At 43.7% G+C, this 23,122-nt stretch carries 22 protein-coding genes; 13 read left to right on the top strand and 9 right to left on the bottom strand.

The genetic code is table 11. The annotated features are described in order from the left end of the window. Window positions 1-168 precede the first annotated feature (168 nt). On the top strand, window positions 169-456 hold the full coding sequence (locus tag GWP40_RS08075; RefSeq protein ID WP_212564916.1) for a 3-hydroxyacyl-CoA dehydrogenase NAD-binding domain-containing protein: 288 nt from the start codon (window positions 169-171) through the stop codon (window positions 454-456). A gap of 381 nt (window positions 457-837) precedes the next feature. Here the strand turns inward: GWP40_RS08075 and GWP40_RS08070 are convergent, their stop codons facing one another. After that, the gene (locus GWP40_RS08070; protein WP_212564915.1) at window positions 838-1,584 is read right to left on the bottom strand and encodes a copper homeostasis protein CutC; all 747 of its coding nucleotides are present in this window, start codon (window positions 1,582-1,584) and stop codon (window positions 838-840) included. A gap of 156 nt (window positions 1,585-1,740) precedes the next feature. Between GWP40_RS08070 and GWP40_RS08065 the strand changes: the two genes are divergently transcribed. Continuing rightward, a complete protein-coding gene (locus tag GWP40_RS08065; RefSeq protein WP_212564914.1) occupies window positions 1,741-2,511 on the top strand; it encodes a hypothetical protein in 771 nt (256 codons plus the stop codon). Here the strand turns inward: GWP40_RS08065 and GWP40_RS08060 are convergent. Further along, window positions 2,489-3,688: an ATP-binding protein gene (locus tag GWP40_RS08060; protein WP_212564913.1), complete on the bottom strand. Its 1,200-nt coding sequence runs from the start codon at window positions 3,686-3,688 to the stop codon at window positions 2,489-2,491. The two genes, GWP40_RS08065 and GWP40_RS08060, sit on opposite strands and share 23 nt — an antisense overlap. Before the next feature lie 213 nt (window positions 3,689-3,901). Here GWP40_RS08060 and GWP40_RS08055 point away from each other — a divergent pair, with 213 nt between their 5' ends. Further along, the gene (locus GWP40_RS08055; RefSeq protein WP_230974344.1) at window positions 3,902-4,243 is read left to right on the top strand and encodes a BrnT family toxin; all 342 of its coding nucleotides are present in this window, start codon (window positions 3,902-3,904) and stop codon (window positions 4,241-4,243) included. Beyond that, window positions 4,209-4,523: a BrnA antitoxin family protein gene (locus tag GWP40_RS08050; RefSeq protein WP_212564912.1), complete on the top strand. Its 315-nt coding sequence runs from the start codon at window positions 4,209-4,211 to the stop codon at window positions 4,521-4,523. The genes GWP40_RS08055 and GWP40_RS08050 overlap by 35 nt, the downstream gene beginning before the upstream one ends. Window positions 4,524-4,773: 250 nt before the next feature. Here the strand turns inward: GWP40_RS08050 and GWP40_RS08045 are convergent, their stop codons facing one another. The 3 genes from GWP40_RS08045 to GWP40_RS08035 all read right to left on the bottom strand — a co-directional run bounded on the left by GWP40_RS08045 (window position 4,774) and on the right by GWP40_RS08035 (window position 7,336). Further along, on the bottom strand, window positions 4,774-5,025 hold the full coding sequence (locus GWP40_RS08045) for a type II toxin-antitoxin system RelB/DinJ family antitoxin (RefSeq protein WP_212564911.1): 252 nt from the start codon (window positions 5,023-5,025) through the stop codon (window positions 4,774-4,776). 120 nt (window positions 5,026-5,145) lie between these two features. Then, entirely contained in the window at window positions 5,146-6,108 is a 963-nt protein-coding gene (locus GWP40_RS08040; RefSeq protein WP_212564910.1) for a GNAT family N-acetyltransferase, read from the bottom strand. Further along, the gene (locus tag GWP40_RS08035; protein ID WP_212564909.1) at window positions 6,092-7,336 is read right to left on the bottom strand and encodes a hypothetical protein; all 1,245 of its coding nucleotides are present in this window, start codon (window positions 7,334-7,336) and stop codon (window positions 6,092-6,094) included. The genes GWP40_RS08040 and GWP40_RS08035 overlap by 17 nt, the downstream gene beginning before the upstream one ends. Window positions 7,337-7,433: 97 nt before the next feature. On the opposite strand from GWP40_RS08035, the gene GWP40_RS12855 reads away from it, so the two are divergent. Next, window positions 7,434-8,111 (top strand): Lon-like protease helical domain-containing protein, encoded by a 678-nt coding sequence (locus GWP40_RS12855; RefSeq protein ID WP_230974343.1) that lies wholly within the window; start codon window positions 7,434-7,436, stop codon window positions 8,109-8,111. Further along, window positions 8,065-9,852 carry a Lon protease family protein gene (locus GWP40_RS08030; protein WP_230974342.1) on the top strand — a complete coding sequence of 596 codons (1,788 nt, stop codon included), beginning with the start codon at window positions 8,065-8,067 and terminating at the stop codon, window positions 9,850-9,852. Before GWP40_RS12855 ends, GWP40_RS08030 begins: the two co-directional genes overlap by 47 nt. Before the next feature lie 266 nt (window positions 9,853-10,118). Here GWP40_RS08030 and GWP40_RS08025 read toward each other — a convergent pair whose 3' ends face one another. The 4 genes from GWP40_RS08025 to GWP40_RS08010 form a co-directional block, all read right to left on the bottom strand. After that, the gene (locus GWP40_RS08025) at window positions 10,119-11,180 is read right to left on the bottom strand and encodes a hypothetical protein (protein WP_212564908.1); all 1,062 of its coding nucleotides are present in this window, start codon (window positions 11,178-11,180) and stop codon (window positions 10,119-10,121) included. A 22-nt stretch (window positions 11,181-11,202) separates the two neighbouring features. Further along, the gene (locus GWP40_RS08020; protein ID WP_212564907.1) at window positions 11,203-11,364 is read right to left on the bottom strand and encodes a hypothetical protein; all 162 of its coding nucleotides are present in this window, start codon (window positions 11,362-11,364) and stop codon (window positions 11,203-11,205) included. 10 nt (window positions 11,365-11,374) lie between these two features. Then, complete coding sequence (locus GWP40_RS08015) at window positions 11,375-11,911, bottom strand: hypothetical protein (RefSeq protein WP_212564906.1); 537 nt, start codon at window positions 11,909-11,911, stop codon at window positions 11,375-11,377. 85 nt (window positions 11,912-11,996) lie between these two features. Then, on the bottom strand, window positions 11,997-12,671 hold the full coding sequence (locus GWP40_RS08010; protein ID WP_212564905.1) for a hypothetical protein: 675 nt from the start codon (window positions 12,669-12,671) through the stop codon (window positions 11,997-11,999). A gap of 956 nt (window positions 12,672-13,627) precedes the next feature. Between GWP40_RS08010 and GWP40_RS08005 the strand changes: the two genes are divergently transcribed. The 7 genes from GWP40_RS08005 to GWP40_RS07975 all read left to right on the top strand — a co-directional run bounded on the left by GWP40_RS08005 (window position 13,628) and on the right by GWP40_RS07975 (window position 23,095). Beyond that, a complete protein-coding gene (locus GWP40_RS08005; protein ID WP_212564904.1) occupies window positions 13,628-15,364 on the top strand; it encodes a TrkH family potassium uptake protein in 1,737 nt (578 codons plus the stop codon). A gap of 113 nt (window positions 15,365-15,477) precedes the next feature. Continuing rightward, on the top strand, window positions 15,478-16,992 hold the full coding sequence (gene cls, locus GWP40_RS08000; RefSeq protein ID WP_212564903.1) for a cardiolipin synthase: 1,515 nt from the start codon (window positions 15,478-15,480) through the stop codon (window positions 16,990-16,992). A gap of 25 nt (window positions 16,993-17,017) precedes the next feature. Continuing rightward, window positions 17,018-17,710: a potassium channel family protein gene (locus GWP40_RS07995; protein ID WP_016523934.1), complete on the top strand. Its 693-nt coding sequence runs from the start codon at window positions 17,018-17,020 to the stop codon at window positions 17,708-17,710. 26 nt (window positions 17,711-17,736) lie between these two features. Beyond that, window positions 17,737-18,492, top strand: coding sequence for a hypothetical protein (locus tag GWP40_RS07990; RefSeq protein WP_212564902.1), 756 nt, complete (start codon window positions 17,737-17,739; stop codon window positions 18,490-18,492). 244 nt (window positions 18,493-18,736) lie between these two features. Next, window positions 18,737-19,921 (top strand): anhydro-N-acetylmuramic acid kinase, encoded by a 1,185-nt coding sequence (locus GWP40_RS07985; protein WP_212564901.1) that lies wholly within the window; start codon window positions 18,737-18,739, stop codon window positions 19,919-19,921. Window positions 19,922-20,085: 164 nt separating this feature from the next. After that, window positions 20,086-21,495: a TP0584 family protein gene (locus tag GWP40_RS07980; RefSeq protein WP_212564900.1), complete on the top strand. Its 1,410-nt coding sequence runs from the start codon at window positions 20,086-20,088 to the stop codon at window positions 21,493-21,495. After that, on the top strand, window positions 21,488-23,095 hold the full coding sequence (locus GWP40_RS07975) for a peptide ABC transporter substrate-binding protein (RefSeq protein WP_212564899.1): 1,608 nt from the start codon (window positions 21,488-21,490) through the stop codon (window positions 23,093-23,095). The genes GWP40_RS07980 and GWP40_RS07975 overlap by 8 nt, the downstream gene beginning before the upstream one ends. Window positions 23,096-23,122 lie beyond the last annotated feature (27 nt).

Genomic DNA, 23,122 nt, shown 5'->3' with positions numbered 1-23,122 from the left:
TCTGACTATTAACGAAGCGGCGTTGATAGTCATTACAACATAAAGACTTAAATTGAAACTCGGTATCAGCTATGCTGATGAGGTATCTTCTATTCCGAAGGATGCGAAGCAAAGCTAACCGAGTTTTTTCAGATGCCCTGTAGTATAAGAATGAGGAGGAATATAGAAATGCTTAATCAAATGGATGGAAAAACCATTGCCGTTATCGGAAACGGTATTATAGGTCACGGTATTGCGGAATTATTTGCAAAAGCCGGTTATACGGTTGTCTTGATCGGAAGAAATGAAGCAAGCCTTAATCGGGCGCTCGAACGGATAAAGACAAGTTTAGGAGAATTTGCGGAAGAGGGACTTGCTGCTGAATCTGATGTAAGTGTTATTCTAAGCCGCATTTCACTGACTATTAGATGTAATTTGCGATGTTTTAATTTAAGTCATTACAATATAAAGACTTAAATTAAAACTCGTCGGGCATCTCTAAAAATCTAACCGAGTTTTTAGAGATGCCCAAGAATTCTTCCTTGTCCGTTTGGATATTCAGGTATATACTTAGTAATGGGAGTTTTGCAGAGGGCTGGAGTTCCCTTACATTAGACATGTTGGAAAACCAGTGTCGCAAGTTATAAATGCCGTAGATCAGCGTAATACGGAGAGCGAATTTTCTTCGTTTGTTTCGGTATCTGGAACCAAGTATCCTGAATCTCTTCAAATAACGGCTGGTATGCTCGATGGCAATTCTTTGCCGTGAAATCTCCCCGTTGAACTCGATTTAATCCTTTGTCCGTTCCTTCCCCTTCTGTTCCTTTATTCGTGAGGAGAGTTTAATACTCCAAGCGCTTATTTTACGGTGCCGATAATTTCGGACATTGCGCCGAGGTCGGCGGTTTCAAACCGGTCTTCGGGCGGGTAGAGGGCACCGCCGTAGTAGATGGCGGGGTTCTTTGCCGTCGAAGGTTCGGCTACGGCTTTTAACGCTGCAAAGTGAATCTGATTGACACCGGTGCCTTTTACGAGCTTCGCCGCATTTTTCTTTGTAATGCCGCCGCCGGGCAGAATTTCTATGCGGCCTTTTGCGTGCTTAACCATCGCGGAGATCAGCTCCATGCCTTCGTAGGCGGTCGGTTCCTGTCCGCTGGTAAGTACACGGGTAAAGCCGAGATCAATCAGAATGTCAAGCGTTTTCAGGGGATCGGGCACGACATCGATTGCGCGGTGGAATACCTTTTCTTTATCGCCTGCAATTTTGATGAGCGCTTCGCACCGCTTTTCGTCAATCGTTCCATTCTTTTTTAAAAAACCGAATACGATACCGTCAGCTCCGTTGTCGATAAACAGTTTTGCATCTTCTTTCATCGTCTTAAATTCGGATGCGGTGTACAAAAATCCTGCGGCGCGGGGGCGAACCATCGTCATCACTTTTAGGTTCGTCTCTTTTTTAACAAGGAGGAGGGAGCCGAGCGAAGGAGTCAGGCCTCCCAAAAACAAGGAAGAATTTAATTCAATTCTTGCGGCGCCGACTTTTTCGGCTGCAATCGCATCATCGAGCGAACCTGCGCAAATTTCAATCGTAATAGTGCTTTTCATACCATAATTATAGAATACCCCTTATCAAAGGTCAACGATACGCGATGTGTTTCTTAGGTCTTTCTTAAAAAATAGGTTTTTCGTTTCTTCGTTGTAAAAATATCGGATATCGGCTATGATTGGTGCAGTCATTATTCATCAAAAAGGGAAACCGGTATGAAAGAATTCATCAATCTTATTCGATCGATCGTATCCGATATGAAGCTTTTGGGAAAACCGTTTATTAACTATACGCTTGCCTATATAGGTTTATCGGTCGTTTCAAATATCATGTCCATGTTTACCGGTTCAAACGAGGCGATAAACTCTTTTATCACGCTTTTAATTGTTGCCGTAGCAGTTTTGCAAACAGCCGTTATTGTCTATTTTCAGCGGGCATATATAAAGCAACAGATAGGGAATGTCGTTTTCAATTCTATTTTTGCCGTAATTCTACACCTCTATGTTATTTATTTTATTCAGTTGATTGTTATCACGATACCGGTTGCTGTGGTTATGCTTACTTTTCATTCGGCACATTCGGAAGCATCTGCTCTCTCTTCCGTTATGGATTGGATAGAAACCGGTTTGATATTTATTCTGCTTTTATACTGGTTCAGCCGCTTGGTGTTTGTACCCACTATTTTGGTTTATAAAAAAGAAAGTATGAAGATGAAGCATATTATCGCTGAAAGTAAAGCTATCTTTCGGAAGAATTTTTTCGTTGTTCTGCCGTTTTTCTTTATACTGTATGCAACGGCCTTTTATACCGGTTTTGCTATTATTGATAATCCCCAGTATACGCCGTCATTAGCACGTGTTATCTTTTTAACCTGTAATGCGTATATTTCTTCGATTTTGTATTGTAAACTGGTTATTAGCTATCAGCTGCAAATGGCAAGTAGGTATTTGCCTTATCAAACCTCTACCCTAATAAAAAATCAATAATATTTTTATGGGTGATGCCATCCCTGCTGAAATCAAAACGATCCAACGACAACACATATTTGGGAAAATTATCTTCAATCGATTTATATGCACCGAATTCCCGCTCGCGTGTTTGTTCATCGCTTAACATATAGGCGATTTGATAATAAGAGAGCTGATTATTTTTTTGTGCGATAAAATCGATTTCTCTCTCTTTCAGTTTTCCGATTTTTACTTCATATCCTCTTGAGACAAGTTCGATAAACACAATGTTTTCCAATGTTCTTTCAATATCTTTTGTATTGGGAAATCCCTGCGCTTGCCGGAATCCGTGATCGGTTGCATAATATTTTTCGTCTACTTTCAGTATCTTTTTACCTGCCATATCATAGCGGGGGACTTTTTTTATGATAAATGCATTCTGGCAATATTCCAAATAATTTAAAATGGTATCGAGCGAAACAGTCCTTTTCTCATTTTTAAAATAATTTTTAATACTGTTTGCCGAAAAAGTATGACCGATATTTTCGAGCACATACGATAAGATACGGTTAAAAATATCGACATCCCGAATGTTATTGTACTGCAATACATCTTTGACCAATACGGTGTTATACACATCGCTTAAATATTTAAAACAGGGAGTTTCCTCAAAATTAAAATAGTGCAAAAAAGGCATTCCGCCAATCCGTATATATGTATCGAAGAGCGCTTCATTTGAAAGCTGTTTATCTTTACATATTTGAGTAAACTCGTCGAAGGTAAACGGATAAATTTCAAACGTCGTATATCGCCCCGAAAGTAGAGTTGCAAGGTCTCCCGAAATAAGCGTCGAATTTGAGCCGGTTATATAAATATCGCAGTCCGTATCCACGCTGAGGCTGTTGATAACCTTTTCCCATTCTGCCACCATTTGTATTTCGTCAAAGAAAAAATAGCATTTCGTTTTTATGTGTTGTATGCGCGGTTGTAAATAGGCATGTAAAGCGTCGGCTGTTGTTACATCAAAAAACTCCGCCGACTCAAAATTAAGATAGAGCTTGTTTTCAACGGGTATGTTTTTGAGAATTTCGTCCTTTATCATCATTAAAAGCGTTGATTTTCCGACTCTTCTCATACCGGTTAATACTTTAATAACCGGCTTGTCTACAAATTGCGCAATCTGTTGTAGGTATTTCGGTCTGATAATCTGACTCATAAAGCCCCCTCCTATTATTTCGATTATAATCGAAATACTTAATAGAATCAATATGAATTTCGATTATAGTCGATAAAATATGTTGATAGCTGTTATTTTTCGATTATAGTCGATTCTATAAACTGAGGATACGGCATGAGGCAAGAAGTTTAAAAAGAGTCCTTGACAATATAATGTTCTATTTTTTTTGCACTTGATTTATGTATATGAATAATGTATATTAAACATATGGGGCGGAATAAGGATTTTGTCTATCTTAATGCTTTTGTGTGGGATACGGCAAAGAATGAAGCAAATATAAGAACCCATAGCGGGCTTAGTTTTGAACTTGCAAGCCGTATATTCAATGATCCGTTACTTTACCAAGATTATGATTATAAACATTCAGACGATGAGGATCGGGAAAAATATATAGGCAAGATAGATGGACACTATATCGTAACCGTGATAGCAACTGACAGGGATGGACTTACAAGGCTTATTTCTGCACGAAAAGCAGTGAAAACGGAGGTAAAGCTTTATGAAGAAAACGCAAAGAGAATACAAGGTTATTGATTTTCCGCCGCTGACCGCAGAGGAAAGGGCAACGCTTGAACGGCTAGATAAAATGCCTGACAGTGAGATAAACTTCTCCGATATTCCACCGAGTATGCCTGACAACAACGGCGGCTTTTATTACATACAAGCGTTAAAAGTTCCCAAAACAGCAATTCATACAAAGATTGATAATGATAATCTTGAATGGTTACGGAAAGATGGAAAAGGGTACCAAGCACGGTTAAATAATGTCATACGTTGGGCAAGAATGAATAATTGCCCGATTTCAACACTATAATAGACCTATTCTGAAACTTTCGTTTTCGAATAGGTCGACGAGTTCTAAATCGTACAAATAGCACGATTTAGAACATCGCATTTCAAGGTAACCTGTTCAGAAAGGCGAGTTTCCGGACAGGTTTATTATTCATTCTTACCTATTGCAAAACAGTATCGGATTTTATAGCAGCCATTTATTCACTGCGTCCATCAGAAAATCATTTACTTATCGCCGTAATGAGAACCGCATTGAGCAATTTTATGCACTATCACACCTCGATAAGTTCATGTTCGGAAATATTCTTTCCTATTCGTATATCTGCGATTCTCTTATCAAGAATTGCGCTGTTTTCAGGAGAATAAAACGGATCCGCTTTCACTTCAAAAGGTATACGTCTTTCTCTTCCAAGTTTTTTCAGATAAATATTGATTGCCGTAGATAGAGACATACCAATATCTGCACATACTTGCTCTGCACTCCTTTTTACATCATCATCAATTCTCAAACTAATTTGTGCCATAACTACATACTCCTCCTTTTTAGTGTATTGTATAGCAATAGAGCTTATTTGTAAAGATTTTGCATTACATGTGCTTTCTATCTTTCAGCAAAAATTGCAAGTCTTTCCCTCATTCCCCTTCTATAACTTCGCCCCCGCTTTCCAATAACTCATTCTGAACAGCCCGCACTGCTCAAAGCCGAGCTTTTCGTATACGCGGAGGGCGGCTGTGTTGGCGGTTTTTACGAAGAGTGCGAAGCCGTGCGCTTTTGCGCTGTGGGTATTGATGAGATGCGCAACGGCTGCTGCGGCTAATCCCTTGTTCCGGTATGAGGGCAGGGTGTAGACGCCGCCGATTTGGAACCAGTGAAAGCCTTGTGCGTTGGTTCCGGCCTTTGCGACAATGTGCCCGTCTGCCGACACCTTGTAGATGTATTCGGTTGCAAGGCGAGTATGCAGCGACAGTTTACAGACGGCGGGGTTTATCGGGCGGCCTTCGTAGGCAACTTCGGTATTTTCATAATCAAGCTGGAGCGGGAAGAGTTCTGTAAGATCATTCTCCGTTGCGCGTTCAATCGACAGCGCGGCATTCAGCGTGGCCTGTGCTGTTTGAAAGAATGTATCCGTACAAGGTTTGGCGCACCGCATCAGGTAATAATCTACGGCGGCGTCAAGCCGAACTGGTGTATGTTGCGCAGATACGGTTGCTGCAATAATCCGCTCAAAGAGAATTGTATGTTCGCGGATGCCGGCAACGGCATGGAGTTCCCACTGGTGTTCGCTATAGAACACGTTCTCGTCTAAAAAGAACCGACCGAAAGCTAAGACCGTTTCTTCCGGAATGTCCGTATCGATACAGTGGAACAGAAGCCCATACGTGCTGAACAGTAAGACCCCGCAGCAGATTTTTTGCGGTTGCGGACAAGTTTGCCGTTGCGGGCAGGCATAGACAGCCGCCGCCTTTTTATACCGCGGAGCATAGTCGGGGTACAAGCAAAGCCGCAGCTGCTCTGCAAGATCGATGCAGCGGTATTCGTGCTGCCGCACGAATGCAGCCGCGTCATAGATAGTCTCCGGGGTCAGCAGTTCAAAACAGTAGTGCATACCGGTTAAATGCCGCGGCTGCTGCGGCTTTGTCCTGCCTGCCGATGCTGCGGCCGCTGCCTAAGAGTTCCGCTGCGAGGGCATCCTCTGCGCGCAGTTGTCCGAATCCTGCCAGTTCGGAGTAGGGGCGGATGTAACAATAGAACGGCAGCGGCAGCTCCGGCTGTGTGGGGGCGGTAAGAGGCTGCGATGCCGCTTCGGTCGAAGTCGGTTGGTCAGCAGTGCCGGATACATTGTCCTCAGGCAGCAGTTCCGGATTGTGTTCCCGCATGGTTTGTATCCATCCGTCGGGGGCGGGCGGCAGGGGCTCTTCTTCGGAAAGGTTGAAAAACACACCGGTAAACACTCCCGGATTTTCCGTACAAAAGTGCGCGGCTAAATCGGTATAAATGCTCTCCGCATATAAAAATATCCGCTTATTGCGTCCGTAGCGGGCAACCGTTTGTTTGAGAAAGTCGGCAAAGAATGCTGCCGTCTGCGGGTCATCTTCTTTTGTCAAATACCGGTGTTCTTTTTTCCCGGCGAGCTGCAGCAGCTTGCGGTACAGTTCGATGCGTGGAATAATGCCGCGCGGTTTAAGTCTCGTGATTTCCGCAACGGTATAGCCTTGATCCGCCAAAAGAGAGGCAAGCGTTTCCGGCCGTTCGGTGTAGGGGAAGGCTTCGGCAATAATCACCAGCGCTCTTTTATCGGCGCCGCCCTGCCGCTCAATCAATAATCCCTCGATAGGATTCCGCGAAGCGGATAGATTACTCGGAGAGGAAGAATCAGGTGAAGCTGAATCGGCGGTTTGCTCGGCAGTATCTTTATCGGTACCGGCGTTTGTTTTATCGGTTAATTCGATCGAACGGACGGTCAGCGGATACTCGGTTCTGATACTTGCTTCCGGCGCATATCTGAATGCGCAATACGCTACTCCGCAAAAAAGGCACAATAACACGATGCGCAGCATTATCGATGCGATGCTGTAAAAATCGTTCAGCATCCCTTGAAAAAACGCAATCAGCCGTATTATTTCCGAAAGGCAGACAATCAGTACAAAGAGGACTAAAATAAAAAGATAGAGGACAATTCCCTGTCCGATGATAATACAGATACAGACAAAGAGGCTTAGAAAAGGTAGAATAGGAATCGCACGGCCTTTTTTTAAGCTTTTTGAAAACGGGCGCAGCACTACCGGCAGTAAAAGGAGTAGAACTACAAGCTCGCTTAGTAACAGATCGGTCATATTTTTTCCTTTTGAAATATCGAGAATCTCTAACAGCGTAATCGGTTTTTAGAGGTTCTTTAATATCTAGTAGTAATTATTGAGGAGATTGAAGCTATTGAATACATCATCAACGTCAAACATCTCGCAGCAGGCTTCGGCACGGGAGCTTCCGCTTTCGGAAATTCAATTCAGTATACCGGAATCGAAAATCGCCGCATTAAAAACGAAGGCGCCGCATAAGCCGATCGTCGGGCAGCTCCGCGCGGTGTCCGCATTAGAACTCGGTTTAAGTATTCGGGACGACGGCTACAACATTTTTATTATGGGGGCGCCGGGAACAGGCCGCCGGACGGTTCTCACTTCGCTGCTCAAGGACTATAAACCAAATACCGCCGCCTTGCAAGATATTGCGTATGCGTATAACTATCGTCATCCGTCGGAGCCTGTCGCGCTGTTTTTTCCGGCGGGGGAGGGCAAGAAGTTTCAGCACAGCCTCAAAAATGCGATTGAAGCGCTCTATAAACGGGCGCTGCAGATTGAAAAATCGGAGAACTTTTTGTCTGCTCAAAAGAAGATTATGTCGGCGGTGGACAGCGGCGAAAATTCCCTGCTTGCAAATTTTGAAGTGACGATGCTATCGCGGGGATTTAAACTCTTGCAGCTGAAAGACGATTCCAATCAATCCGTCGATTTGATTCCGCTCATCAAAGGAAAGGAGATTTCGTTTAGCGAGTTGCAGCTGCAGGTTGCGCGGAAAAAAGTTTTCCGAACAAGCGCTCAACGATTTGCGTGAAACCTATTACCGCTCGCTCGATGAGCTGGCCGATCTTTTTGCCCTGTTGCGGAAAAACCGAACGGAGGCGGAAGAAAAACTCAAGCAGCTCTACATCGATTTACTCAAACCGATTATCGCGGAGGAACTTGAAAAGCCTCGTGCGCTGTTGAACGGCTATCCTGCCGAAACCGATACGCAGAAAAAACACAATGAAAAGATTGCGTCTTTTTTAAAAAAGACCGAGGCGGATTTGATTGCCCGTGCCGTGATGTATGCAGCGCCGTTTAAGTCTCCACGGCGCAAGAAGTCTTTTTTCGGGCGGTATGCAATCAATTTGATTTGCGAAAATACGGAGGATAAATCCTACGTTATCGACGAAAACCAGCCGAATTTTTCCAATCTTTTCGGGACGATCGAAGGACACGGTGATGAAGAAGACGGGCTGCTGAACGGTCATTTACGGTTGCGCGGCGGAGCGGTACACCGTGCCTTAGGCGGTTTTTTGGTGCTGCGGCTGAAAGATCTTTTGGAAGAAGAGGATTCGTGGGTGTATTTAAAGCGGGTGCTGCAGTCGGGACGTATTGCCGTGCAAGCGCCGCCCGCCGGTACGCATACGCCTTCTCTTTTAAAGCCCGAACCGGTTCCTGCACAGCTGAAGGTTATCATCATCGGCGGCGAATATTCCTATGAGATTCTCTATCAAGAGGATCCCGACTTTTATAAGCTGTTCAAGGTGTGCGCAGAATTCGATTCGGTGATGCCGCTGACGGATGAAAACTTGGCCGCCGTCTTGGCGCTCATCGAAACCTTTGTAAAAGACCGCCATTCGCTGCCGTTCAGCGATTCGGGGTATGCGAAGTTGCTTGCCTATGCGGTTGAACTTTCGGAGAGCCGGCATTTGATTTCCGCTCAGTTTACGAAGATTGCGGATTTTGTTGCGGAGGCGAATTATACGGCGAAGCAGCAATCGTGCGAGCTTATCACCGATGAGATCATTACCAAAACAATCGAGCGGCGGCATTACCTTGCGGCCTTACCCGAAGAAAAATTCGCCGAGATGGTGCAGCTCAAAGAAATTTTAATCGATACCTCCGGCGCCGCAGTGGGAAAAATCAACGGGCTTGCCGTAGAGGAGCGCGGCTTCCATACCTTCGGCATACCGGTCAGCGTTACCGCACAAGCCTCGCCGGGTACTGCCGGTATTATCAACATCGAGCGGGAGGCAGGGCTTTCCGGCGAAATTTACGATAAGGCGCACCTCATCATCAGCTCGATTCTCCGACAAAAATACGCGCCGGATTTTCCGCTGTCGATTTCCGCTGCAATCTGCTTTGAACAATCCTACGGTATGATCGATGGGGACTCCGCTTCCTGCGCCGAGCTTTTCACGCTGCTTTCCGCAATCGGGGGCATCCCGCTCAGGCAGGATATCGCGGTAACCGGCAGTTTGAATCAACTCGGTATGGTGCAGCCGGTAGGCGGTATTTCGGAAAAGATAACCGGCTTTTTTGACACCTGCGCGATTCTCAGGTCTACCGGCACGCAAGGGGTGATGATTCCTCAGGGCAATAAAAACAATCTCTTTTTGCCGGAGCGCGTCATCAACGCTATCGCCGAAAAGCGGTTTAGGATATGGGCGGTAAGCAATATCGATGAAGGTATCGAGCTCTTGAGCGGTTGTGACACGGCAGCTGTTACCGTGCGCGTCTCTGCCGCGCTGCGGGACTTCGCGGAAAAAGTGAAAGCGTTTAGGAAGTAAGCGGGATGTCGGGCAACTCGAAAAATCTAACCGAGTTTTTAGAGATGCCCTATAGAATGCCGACAGTACTAACCAACAGCAGCGGTTCGCACTTATGCGAAACTGGTCATTAAAAGTATACCTTCATGTACACTTTTAATGACGCAGTGCAGAGATGTACTGTATATTTTCAAAAACTGATACGTCTGCCTTGCCATTATCTTATCGGCAAAAACGATATTTATCAATCCACCAACCTGTTCGGCATCACAGTTATCGGAGCAGGTCTAATACCTGATCTTATACGAAAGCTGCGGCGCTATGTCCCCCGACGAAGTATAGGCAATATTAAACTTGACGCCGGTGTCGTTAGCAGCAAGCGCATTCGCACGGGCACGTTTAAGATGCACAGCCGGCGCTACAAAACCGTAAATAAAGGAACCAACTTCTACGATGACACCTACCGACAAAAGTATTACACCTGTCGAAATTTGACGATTTATAGAGGCTTGTCTGGTAGCTTCGTCGTTTTTTCGCCTATCTCTCGCTTCTTGCCACTGCTCTTGCTTATTTTTATAATCCTCGTAACTAGTTCCATCCAAATAAGACCAACCAGAAGGAGGGCGGTTTCGATCAGCCTGCTGGTCAGCCTGCTCGCTCTCTCTGCGCAAGCTTGCCATTGCTGAATCTCCGGCGGTCCATAGACCAATACCCGCAAAGAGACATCCCCAGCCGACAATGTGTCCGACAGTCAATGCCGCGCCGTCGCCGGGATGGCCGGTTCTATATGAACCGAGCCCGAATAAAAGGTTTTGAAACCCGACACTTCCTACGCTGTATGGCGCGTTTGTTTTGTTTACTGCTTTTACTCCCAGCATCGATGCTTCAATCTCATTCAATTCTACGGCTGCGCGGTACATATCGGTAACGGCGGCTGTCGTAACATCTAATGCGCGGATGGTCAACGTATACCGAGCGCTTTTACCCAGTTGTTTTAGCGTACCTTGTATAACCGTTTCCGCACCGATCTTGGCGCCTAACTGCTGAATGGATTCGTCGCCGACTTCTCCCGAAAGCTGAAAACTCATCTCTTTCTTTATCGCTTCCAAGTTTGCACGGTCGGCAATGGTGAGCTTTTTAAGCTGCACTAACCGCAGTGTCAGTTCATCAAGCATAAAGTCGCTTAATACCGGGCTTTCTGAATGGATACCGATAATCGCAACAACGCTTTTCGGTTTAAGCGAAGCGGAAAACTGTTCCGCTGTTTCTTTTAATGCAGTCTGCACATCTGCGGCAAAGGCAAAACCGGCACACAAAAGCAGACTGATAAAAATAATTAATTTTTTCATAGTATACTTCCCGTTTCCTTTTTTATTGTTCGCCGAAATCGATATGCTGAACTTTATCAACAGAGTTTTGTATTGCAGCTTTAATATCGGTTAACATCGCCTTCTCTTTTTCGGTTTTTGCGGCGACCTTACCCAGTGCGCGGTCTATTTGCAGTTGTAAATCTTCTTTATTGATAACATACACGGCAACATATTCATAGCTTTCCTTCCCAGTCCCTTTGTCGCGCCGTCCAACCCAAAATTCGCGGCTTTTTTTCCAGCCCGTTTAAAGTAACGGACGAAAAAACACCCATCACATCCTGCAGTAATTTTTGCGCGTCTTTATCGCTGTCCTTATTTCCGCTCATTCCTTGGCCGGATTTAACTGTAATTGTTTGCGCAATTTCACGGGTAACCGCTGCGGCAATGTCGTTTTGGACCCACCGTTTTAACAGGTCAATATCCCTACCCTGCGCCGAAGCCGTCCGTACCGCTAAATCTTTATACGTGGGCGCTGCTGCGATGCGGTCAAGCTGTTCCTTATCCGTTAGAACAATTTGCGCCCATTCGGGGATTTCCGCTCCGAAAGAAGCGCCTTGCCAATCGATAATCTCAAATTTGAGATTGCGGGCATTACCGGAAGCCTGAGGCAGCACATTTTGTGTCGTTGCCGCACCTGTAGAAGCACATCCTGCTATCAGCATTAAACCTGCCGATAACACCAAAACCGTTTTGATAAAATTTTTACTCATTTTTTCCTCCATATAATAAGTAAATTAAATATAAAAAAACTGCGGATGCCTCTTTGAAAATTCTTACCCTTCATTGCAATTACAATTACCGAAAAATTTCCATAAAGTGTGCACGCAGATCTTTTTCAACTTCAACAAAGGCTTTTTTCTTCGCGCCTTCCACATTGATGTGCCCCCATCTTTTATATGCTTTTGCATAAGACGCGAGCGATTTTCCGCCGTTTTTTGTATCGATAATTTTAAGCGACAAACGGGGCGTTACAAAAACACCGGCATCGTTCTCGGTTATAGCGGTTTTAATACTTCCGCTCAGGCACAATGCGCCGTCAGGGTCGTAGATAAAACCTTCGTTTTCAAGGATTTCCTGCAAAGCGATTGTAACGGCATCATCACAATCATTTTCAATCCGAATGGAAAATTTCATCCGTTCCTTTAACGCTTGTCTTTGTGTTATACAGTCATTTTTCAGCGTAATAATTGAAGAGTGCAGTCTTTCACCGTTTGCAAAATCCAAAACGGTTAATTTTTCCGCCGTCTTTTGCAACGCATTCAGCTCTTTGAGCGTTTTTGAAAGATCGACAAATTTCGTAAAGGAAGATGATGTTTGGAGATTTTTGAGCGTAAGTTGAACATTTTTAATGCCGGTTTGCAGTTCCGCCGCATACATTTTTGCAGCTTCTTTTTTATTGATAGAAGCGCACGTATACCATTTCCCGTTCTTTGCATGGAAGAACGATTCCGTGAATGAAAGCGGCGGCAATTCAGCTTCCGAAAAAACGGAAATTTCGGATGAAAGCCTCCGCGTTTTGTCTACGGAATCGCGTGTTTCTTTTATGGAAGCGTTTGTTGTGTTGTTTACGGTTATTGTTGAATCAAAATAGAGAGTGAGTTGTGAGATTGCATCTTCGCGCGATGCTTGATTGGTATCTCCTACGCCGAGCGCGCTAAGATAGGTGTCAGATGGAAAGTATACGTCTTTGCTTAAAACCCAGAGCGGTACTTCTTGCGCATAAAGAGGGGCACATAAAACGAGGCAGAGCAGTGCGTAAGTGCGTAAGTGCGTAAGTGCGTAAGTGCGTAAGTGCGTAAGTGCGTAAGTGCGTAAGTGCGTAAGTGCGTAAGTGCGTAAGTGCGTAAGTGCGTAAGTGCGTAAGTGCGTAAATTATTGAAGCATTATTATTTTTGTCAAGTACCCGAGACCTAATTGCATTTACTTTGTACCGCATATCTATTTACTATAAGGTTTTTGCAGAGAATGTCAAGCCTAAACGATGTTGTACCAGGGATTCAGCATGAAAGAAAAATAAAAGAAAAACATCGTTTTATGTGACAGCACGTGTGAAAAAAGGGGGCGTTCAGGCACTTTCGCTTCGCTCAAAGGCCATTCACAACCCTCTTTTTTCACGCTTTTCTGATATATTCCGGTCTTTCGTTGTTTTTTTCACAGCTGAATCCCTGTCCTTATTAAAAAAGTGCGGATTTTTGAATTTCTTTGTCCTAAAAACATTCAAAAATCCGCACCTGCTCTATTAGAAAACCTCCTGTTTCACTGTTATCTCTCAAGAATTTTTTTCATGCTGAATCCCTGTCCCGAATATACGCACACGTTGACGTTATATGGATTGGGAGATAAAATAACGGAATAGCTGCTAAATATTAAAAGCGTTGAGCTATCGATACTCAAGATATGAAAATAGGAAAAAGGATTGGATTGACATGAATACTATTGGAATAAAGCTCCGCGCTAATCTTTCGGGCGTTGCCTTTATACTCAGTTTAGCAGTGCTGTTTTTACAGCAGTTCTATGCTTCTCTTGCCGCTACTATCGTTATTCACACAGTTGATGCCGTCATTTTACTTCTTATTATTGCAGAAACGTTTTTGCCGATGAGGCAGGAAAAATACTTTCAGCAGTATTTTCAAAAACATGCAATACTGTGTTTGACAACACTTCTTTTTTGCGCGGTTTTTATTTTCTTTAAAATAAAGATCGGTTTTATTTCTACGTCGCCGGAACTGATTTTGATATTTGCACTCGTAAAAAATATTTTCTTGTTCGGTAAAATCATCAAAAATACGGCGGACAGTGCGGGTGGAACAGAACGGGTGATGCTGAACCCTGCCGGAACGTTGCTTATTTCGTTTTTCATGGTTATCATCACCGGCGCCTTTTTACTGATGCTGCCCGCCGCAACCCCCGGCGCCAACCATCTTGATTTTTTGTCCGCCTTATTTACTGCAACTTCTGCAGTGTGCGTTACCGGTTTGAGCGTTATCAATATTGCAACGGAATTAACAACGGTCGGCAAGATTATCCTTATGGCGCTTATTCAGATTGGCGGACTCGGTATTATGGTGTTTTCGTTTTTCGGGATGCTTGCGTTTAGACGTAAATTATCCATTGCTGAAAAGCTGACCGTTTCGTATATGGTCAGCGAAGATGATATGTCGGGATTGTTTAAAGCGCTTCGCGTCATTGTGGGTTCTACATTTTTGGTTGAAGCAGTTAGCGCCGGTTTTTTATTTCTCGGATTTTCTCGTACCATGGGGGTGTCTGTCGAAACGCTCGGTTTTGCAGCGTTCCATGCGGTATCGGCATTTTGTAATGCCGGTTTTGCGCTCTTTTCGAACAATCTTGAATCTTTTACCGGCGATCCTATTATCAGCTTAACGATCAGCTTTACGATTATCCTCGGCGGTATCGGTTTTGCAGTCATGTACGATACGGTACGTAAAATAAGAACCGAAGCGCACAATGCGATCAGAAAGAAAAAAATCCAGTTCTTTCTTCCGCTCAATACGCAGATCGTGCTTGCAATGACGGCAGGGGCGCTGTTTATCTCTTTTGCAGCGTTTTATCTGTTGGAGTATACCCATGCCATGAAGGATTTTTCACTTGGCGAACAATATCTCGGCGCTTTCTTTCAGGCGGTTACATTGCGGACTGCGGGCTTTTCAACGGTGTCCTTTGCTTCGCTGACCAATGCAACACTACTGATGATGATCTTCGTGATGTTTGTCGGCGGCGCTTCGGGCAGCACGGCAGGCGGTATTAAGTTGAACACCGTTGCGGTGGTCTTTGCTTTTTTTCGCTCATTCCTGAAAAACGATAAGACGGTGGTTATTAAAAAAATGTCGATACCCGATGAACAGGTAAAAAAAGCTTTTCTTATTCTCGGTTTCGGTTTGACGATTGTGTCCGCTGCCATATTCGTATTGACGGTAACCGAATCGCTGCCGTTTTTACCGATGGCGTTTGAAACGGTTTCCGCCTTTGCAACAGTTGGGCTTTCTACCGGTCTAACGGCGCAGTTCAGTGTTGCCGGTAAAATGATACTGATCTTTCTTATGTTCATCGGCAGGGTAGGGCCGCTTACCATTCTCACCGCTGCCGGAAAAAAAGAACACAGCGACACCGTAGAATATCCGTACGGCGCTATTTCGATTGGCTAGGGGAGCGCATTTAAAACATTTCCATAAGTGAGGGTAATACGAAAGAAAAGAAACAGCGGAAACGTAAATATTTATATTTACTCAAAAAAGGACACAAGGGGCTTGTACGCGCGTTGTTTAGCCGTTTAGGAGTGTTCCTTGTCTTATTGGGCTTACAGGCATATATTTTATTCAGCATTCCGTATCGGTTTAAAGAAATATTTCCTTACTATTCTTTCGTGCAGTCTTTATTCATCGTTTCGATGGTGTTGTATTTACTCAATTCGGATATCGACCCTACCGCAAAGATTACATGGCTGGTTATCATTATGCTGCTTCCGGCATTCGGAGCTTTATTGTTTTGGTATACCCAAAGTGATCTTGGAAATCGTCTTGCACGGAAGCGTCTGAATAATCTTCTTGCGCTGACTCACGATAGTATTCCGCAAGATCCGCAGGTTGTAGAGGCGCTGTCGGTACAAGATAAGGGCGTGGCAGCGCTCGCTCATTATATGCGTCATACAGGGTGTCATCCGGTTTTTAATCAAACTGAAGTAACGTATTTTCCTTCAGGAAAAGCTAAATGGAAAGAACTGCTTATTCAACTGAAACAGGCAAAGCATTTTATTTTTTTGGAATATTTTATTATAGAAGAAGGTGTGATGTGGGGAAGCGTTTTGGAAATATTAGCAGAAAAGGCAAAAGAGGGTGTAGATGTTCGAATTATGTACGATGGAACCTGCGAATTTTCTACATTGACGCATGACTATCCTGAGCGCCTGAAAAAGTTGGGTATTAAATGTAAGATATTCGGGCGGCTTACCCCTTTTCTTTCAACGCGCTATAATTATCGAGATCACCGTAAAATTCTGGTTATTGACGGTCAGGTTGCGTTTAACGGCGGCGTTAATTTAGCGGATGAGTATATCAACGTTGTTAATAAATACGGATATTGGAAGGATGCTGCCGTCATGCTGCAGGGCGCCGCAGTTAAGAGTTTTACATTGATGTTTTTGCAGCTGTGGAGCCTGCACGAAAAAGAATGGAATTTTAATGAGTATTTGGAAGTTCCTGTCAAAGCCTTGCCGGTTTCCGCAGCCGGTTTTGTTATTCCTTTCGGAGATGGTCCCACCGATGAAAACAAAGTCGGCGAATGCGTGTATATGGATATCCTCAACAGAGCGCACCGATATGTGCATATTATGTCGCCCTATCTTATCTTAGACGGAGAAATGGAAACGATGTTGAAGTTTGCTGCGGAGCGCGGTGTGGATGTTACGCTGATTCTACCGGGCATACCCGATAAAAAAGCTCCATATTCATTGGCAAAAACGCATTACGCTTCATTGTTGGCTTCTTCGGGAGTGAAGATTTACGAATATACGCCGGGCTTTGTTCATGCGAAAGTTTTTGTATGTGATGATCGAGAAGCCGTTGTCGGTACCATCAATTTGGATTACCGAAGTTTATATCATCATTTTGAATGCGCTACGTATTTATACGGTGTCGACTGTATTGAAGATATTGAAACGGATTATCAATCCGTATTAAAACAGTGCCGTGCAGTAACGGCTGAAACAGTCCGGAATGAAAAATGGACGGTTAAAGCTTCCGGCATTGTTCTTAAAGCTATTGCGCCATTGATGTAGAGGGAATCTCTAAAAGGAGAATACGATGGATGTACAACAAAATTTTGCTGTTATCGGATTAGGTGAATTCGGTATTCGAATTTGTGAAATGCTTGCTGAGGGAGGCGGTTCGGTTGTTGCATTTGATCATGATGCGCAGGCTGTCGATCGGGTAAAAAAAATTGTTCCGGCGGCAATGGTGATCGACACTACCGACGAAAACGCACTCAGAAAGGCTCCGCTCGACGATATCGATGTTGCCATTGTTGCAATCGGTGATAATAAGGAAGCAAGCATCTTAACCACAACGTTACTGAAAGAGCGGGAAATTCCCTATATTGTAGCGCGGGCGGTTTCTCCGTTACATGCGATTGTGTTGAAGCGGGTTGGAGCTAGTAGAGTATTAAAGATTGAAGAAGAATCTGCCTCCCGTATCGCGAATGAATTGATTAACCCCGAAGCGCTTAATTCGCTTTCGGTTATCGAAGGATATGGAATCTGTGAAGTAAAAGTACCGAAGTTTTTTATTGGGAAAACACTGTCGCAGGTTGCGATCAAAGAAAAATTCAATCTAACCTTAATTATGGTTGTCCGCCTTGAACTCGATATCGATACGGTTGGCAATCCTTTGAACCGCGAAGCGATGTATGAACCGGATGATAATCTTGAATTACAAACAGGCGATAAACTCTTTGTGTTTGGCAGTCTTGAAAAGATTGCGGAATTTAGAAATATCTAAAATATCCTATAGGTAGGAATGTCTCTATGATTATTATCGGAAAAAAGAAATTGATCGGTGCGGTGCTTTTTTCGTTTGCACTTATTTTAGCAACTGCAATTTGGGGATATAAAGTCGGAATGCAGAGTTCGCTTAAAAGTGATTCGGAACTCGTGCTGTTTTTTGGATTTATCGGAGCAGGGATAGAACTTTGTTTATTAATTGCAATGTTTGTCTATGCAAAGAGAAAAGAAAACGACTTTTTAATGGTTGCAAAGGCTATTCAGCTGAACGGCGTATTGTCGGATTCTCGTGCAAAAAAATTGGGCAACTTAGGCATTACGCTGCAGGAAGCGCTTAGCGATGCGTATCAAATTACCGCACAAAAAAGTTTAAAGATTGCGGGATTAAACGGTCTTGTTGATGAACTCTTGCTGATAATCGATCGTCCGCTTCTGGTTGTAAGTCTGACCGGAAGTATCCTTAATTTTTCTGCTAAAGCACATGAGAAAACGGGATGTAAACAAGGCGATGCGCTTTCCGACATTGCGCCTGCCATTAGTATTAAAGAAGCAATTCAGAATGCTTCACATACGCATACTGCCGTACAGCAAGATACACATATCGTGTGTATGCCGGTGTTCTCTGCTACCGGTACTTTGTCATTCTTTTTGGTTGATTTATCCGATCAGCCGATCGTGAGCAAGGTAATGGAAAACGTCAAGCATTTAATACAAAAAACGGATACCGAAAAAAAACAGAAAAAGCCGTTTTTTAAATTTTTCCAAAAAGACCGCGAGTAACTTAGACAAAGTGTGCGAAATTTTATTTCCTTAAAATGCAACAGTTGAACAAAATATGAATTTTGGAAACTGTTGCATTCGTGCGCGAAAAACGCACACATCAATACGCAAGTTTTCGAAAGAAAACTTGACGGTTAAGGTGAGCGGCGTCATTGTAGACGCTCACCTTATACCTATGAAATTTTGCACAAAAGGAATACAACCGCTTAAAATATTTACAAGCGGTTGCCTTCGGGAACAATATATGAAACAGTTGGATTTTATAAGCGGGAAAAAAGAAAAAACGGCGATTGGGCTTATGAGCGGAACGTCCGTTGACGGTATTGATGCGGCGCTGCTGACCATTACCGGCTGTGGTATCGGTACGCGCATTGCGGAGCGGGCATTTCTAACCGTGCCTTATCCGCAAGAAGTACGGCAGCGGCTATTGGCGCTTGCTTCCGGTTCTTTTGGCGGCAGCGAAGAATTAAGCGCAATGAATGTTTATCTTGGGGAACTGTTTGCGGAAGCCTGCTTTGCCGTATGTAAAAAGGCAAAGGTCGATATAAGCATGGTTGATTTTATCGGTTCGCACGGACATACGGTTTTTCATGCCCCAAATGAACGGTTATATTTCGGCAAGAATATTAAAAGTACGCTGCAAATCGGTGAAGCAGCCGTTATCGCGGAAAGAACCGGATGTGTTACCGTTGCCGATTTCCGCGTCAGGGACGTCGCGGCGGGTGGTGCAGGGGCGCCGCTCGTTCCGTTTACCGAGTATCTATTATATCGGGAACCCGGTACGGTAATCGGCTTGCAGAATATCGGCGGTATCGGCAATATCACGCTTTTGCCTGCCGATGCCGATATGGACGGCATCATCGCTTTTGATACCGGTCCGGGTAATATGCTGATAGACGGCTTGATGCGGCTTATGAGCGGCGGTACACAAAATTATGACGAAGACGGCAAATGTGCCGCCGCCGGTGCCGTTGATTCAACCTTGCTCGACTTTCTTAAAACGGATCCTTATTTGCAATTAAAACCGCCAAAGACCACCGGCAGAGAACATTATTCCGAAGTGTTTATACAAGAGTTGTATGATAAAGGTACATCATTGCAGCTGCCGCCGGAAACAATTGTAAGGACGGCAACCTATTATACTGCATATTCAATCGCGTATTCGCTTAATACATTCGGATTGCCGATACCGCAAAAGCTGATAGTCGGTGGAGGCGGCAGCAGAAATCCCATTATTTTAGCGCATCTACGGCGGCTGTTGCCTCAATGTTCCGTGCTGACCAACGAGGATATCGGTAAAAACAGCGATTCAAAAGAAGCATCTGCCTTTGCCGTACTTGCAAACGAAGCGCTCTGCGGTAATCCGAATAACGTCCCGTCTGCGACGGGAGCAAAGAAGTTTGTCGTGATGGGAAAGATCAGTATGTAATAAACCTATTCTGAAACTTTCGTTTTCGAATAGGTCTACGAGTTCACGCACCGCACAAATAGTACGATGCGAGAACATTGCATTTCAAGGTAACCTGTTCAGAAACGGAAGTTTCCGAACAGGTTTGTTATAAAAATTTTTTTTAAAGTGCCGATAATGGTGATATGGAATCTACGAAAAATTTTTCTGAAGTGTTAGAACATCACATAGCTATACAACGGGAAGAGTTTAACAAACATTTACTTCCTCAGTTGCAGCAAAATTATGCAGCGCTCGGCAGTGTGGTAAAAATTCTCCGCAGCAATTTATTGAAAAAGGGCTTGGTCTATGACGATCCGTATAAATACGACAGCCGTATGACTGAAATAAAAGTTCCCAGCAATGAAGCTTTTGCAGACGGTGAGCGAGCTGCTATCGTCGGTTCCAGATTGGCACAGTATCAAACGATGCTCGATTTTTTAACGAACTCCTATCAATTTAACTGTTCATTCCTGACGCCGCAGCGTATTGCATCCATGCTCGCATTGAATAAAACTTTCCAGTGGTCAGCGCTCAACGAAAATTCAACGCTTGCGAATACTCGTGCACTTGCCGAGATTTGTAAATCGCTCCACTCCGTCTCCGATACGCTGACCGGCGGACTTTTACGCGATTCACTTGGACACCTTGCAAAGCTCGACACGGAGATCAATAAAACACTCCGTCAACTTGCCCGTTTACACCGTGAAGAATATAAGCTAACAATCAGAAAAAACTTACCACCCGATTTAACGGTTACGCAAGCGGATATCGTAAGCCCGATTAAATTATTAAAAACTCTAAAAAAGACTATTGCCGCAAATGATGAAAAACTTCCCTTCTATCATGAGCTTGTGATGGAAGTCATTAAAGAAGATTACGGTTCCGATTCGGCACATCTGCAACAAGAAGTATTGCGCCATTTGAATGTAACGCAAAAAGAAAATGTAAAAACCAATAAACAAGAAAATATGCGGCCGGTGCTTATAACGGGACTGCGCATCCTCGGCACCACCGGTAATCATTTCGACACTTGTCTCACCAAACTTATGGCTAATCAAGAAGTAGTATATAAATCGCGTACGACGATTTTTACCAAGTTTTTAGAAGCTTTGAGACGTGCATTCAATATGGAAGAAAGAAAACATGAAATTACCATATTGATTAAAGACCCTATCAGCAATTTGCAAAAAAAAGAAATAATCGTACTGGAAGATTTTACTGATAATTTAGCAAAAACAATTCGTATTTTTAGAGTTCTTGCATCGGGTACCTCCGACTTACAGCAGCGTTTAACCGGCATGAACAATGAACAATTACTTGAACTCTTAAACAAATACATCGTTATATGCAATGGATATTTAAAAACCCTCGGCGGATTGGATGATTATTATAAATCCACTGACGTTATACTACGCTCAAAAATGAAAGGGATAAAAATAGAATTGACCACAATTCGAAACGCAGTTATAAAAGCAAATCAATGCAGAGCGGAATACAATGCGAGCGTTGAAGAATATTTAAATATGAAAGAACTTGGATTGATTCATGAATAAAAAAAATCTGGTATTGTTTTTTGTTTTGTGTATATTTCCATTTGTTGCATGCGCAGAAAGTGAAACGTATCCTCAAAACGAATTTATTGTTTCGGTTACCACCGGTATTCCGAATTTGCATCCTCATGCTGCATATAATGCAAATGAGGCTCAAATCTTGACCGGTTTGTATGAGGGACTATGCACTTACGATCCTTATACGTTACAGCCGGTCGCCGGGTTAGCAAAGGATTGGAAGATCAGTGCAGACGGTTTAACGTGGACGTTTACTCTGCGGGATAAACTCACATTTGAAAACGGCGATCCTATCACCGCTCAAGTAGTATGCGATTCATTTATCAATTTGTTAAACCCTAAGCTTGATTTACCTTATGCCTCACTTTTAGATTGCGTTAAAGGAGTAAAAGAATATCGTACCGGAAAAAGTTCCGATATGTCGGCTATCGGCTTATGTGCGGAATCCGATACTTCATTAAAAATCTCGCTTATATATCCGGCAGAGCAATTAGCCAATATACTCTGTCATCATGCATTTTCGGCAGTACATCCTTCACAGCTCAAAGAGATAACCCGTTATGCGGGAAAGAGTTCATTTGTGAAGCCTTCCGAAGCTTTTAAACCGATCGCGAGCGGTCCTTTTAAAATAGAAAGTTTTACCGCCGAAAAAATCCGTCTCATAAAAAATCCCACTTATTGGGATTCCGAATCGGTACGACTCCCTGCAATCAGCATACTCTTAGATGAAGATGCCGATAAAATGACGGAAGCATTTAATCAAGGAACTGTTCACTGGCTTTGCGGGTCAGTCAATTTAAATAAAGTAGCGGCGGCATATACCATCCACATTACGCCGATGTTTGCAACCGAATTCTTCTATTTTAAAACAAATACAGCGCCATGCAATAATCAAACGCTCAGAGAAGCGCTACTTGCTGCACTCCCTTATACCGAATTGCGCAAGGATTATTTAATTCCTGCTAAGACGCTGGTATTTCCTCTCACGGGATACCCGACAGTACCGGGTATTGATAAACAGGATACGGCAAAAGCGGAAAAGCTTTTAAAAAATCTGCTGCAATCAGAGACGACAAAACCGGTAAAAATTCTTCTGCCGGAAACAGCATTCTACACCGAACAGGCGGCATTGTTGAAAACCGCATGGGAAAAAATAGGAATTGTAACGGAAATCACAACCGTTCCTTTTGAAGAATACTATGACCGGTTAAAAACGGACGATTATCATTTAGCCGTTATTTCGTGGATTGGCGACTTTGCAGATCCGCTCGCTTTTCTGGAATTATTCAGGTCTGATTCAACTTTAAATGATTCAGGTTGGCATAATACCGATTACGAAAATTTTATCAAGAAAGCATCGGCGGAGCAAAATCGTAAAACAAGATTTGAATATCTTGCAAAAGCGGAGCAGTTGCTGTTAGATTCGTCGGTTATTATCCCGCTTTCTCACGTCCCTGCAATCAATGTTATCGATTTAAGCGACATTAAAGGCTGGTATGTAAACGCGGTTAATATCCATCCGTTTAAATGTATTCGTTTTGCACAGCCCGATCCCTTGCCCGGAGTTGCGTTATATTCTAAGTAAAATTGCTCAATGGGAATATGCAGCGGT

Source organism: Treponema vincentii, assembly GCF_018336815.1.
GTDB lineage: Bacteria > Spirochaetota > Spirochaetia > Treponematales > Treponemataceae > Treponema.
Note: the sequence above shows the minus strand (reverse complement) of the source record. Positions and strands in the feature narration are given on the sequence as shown.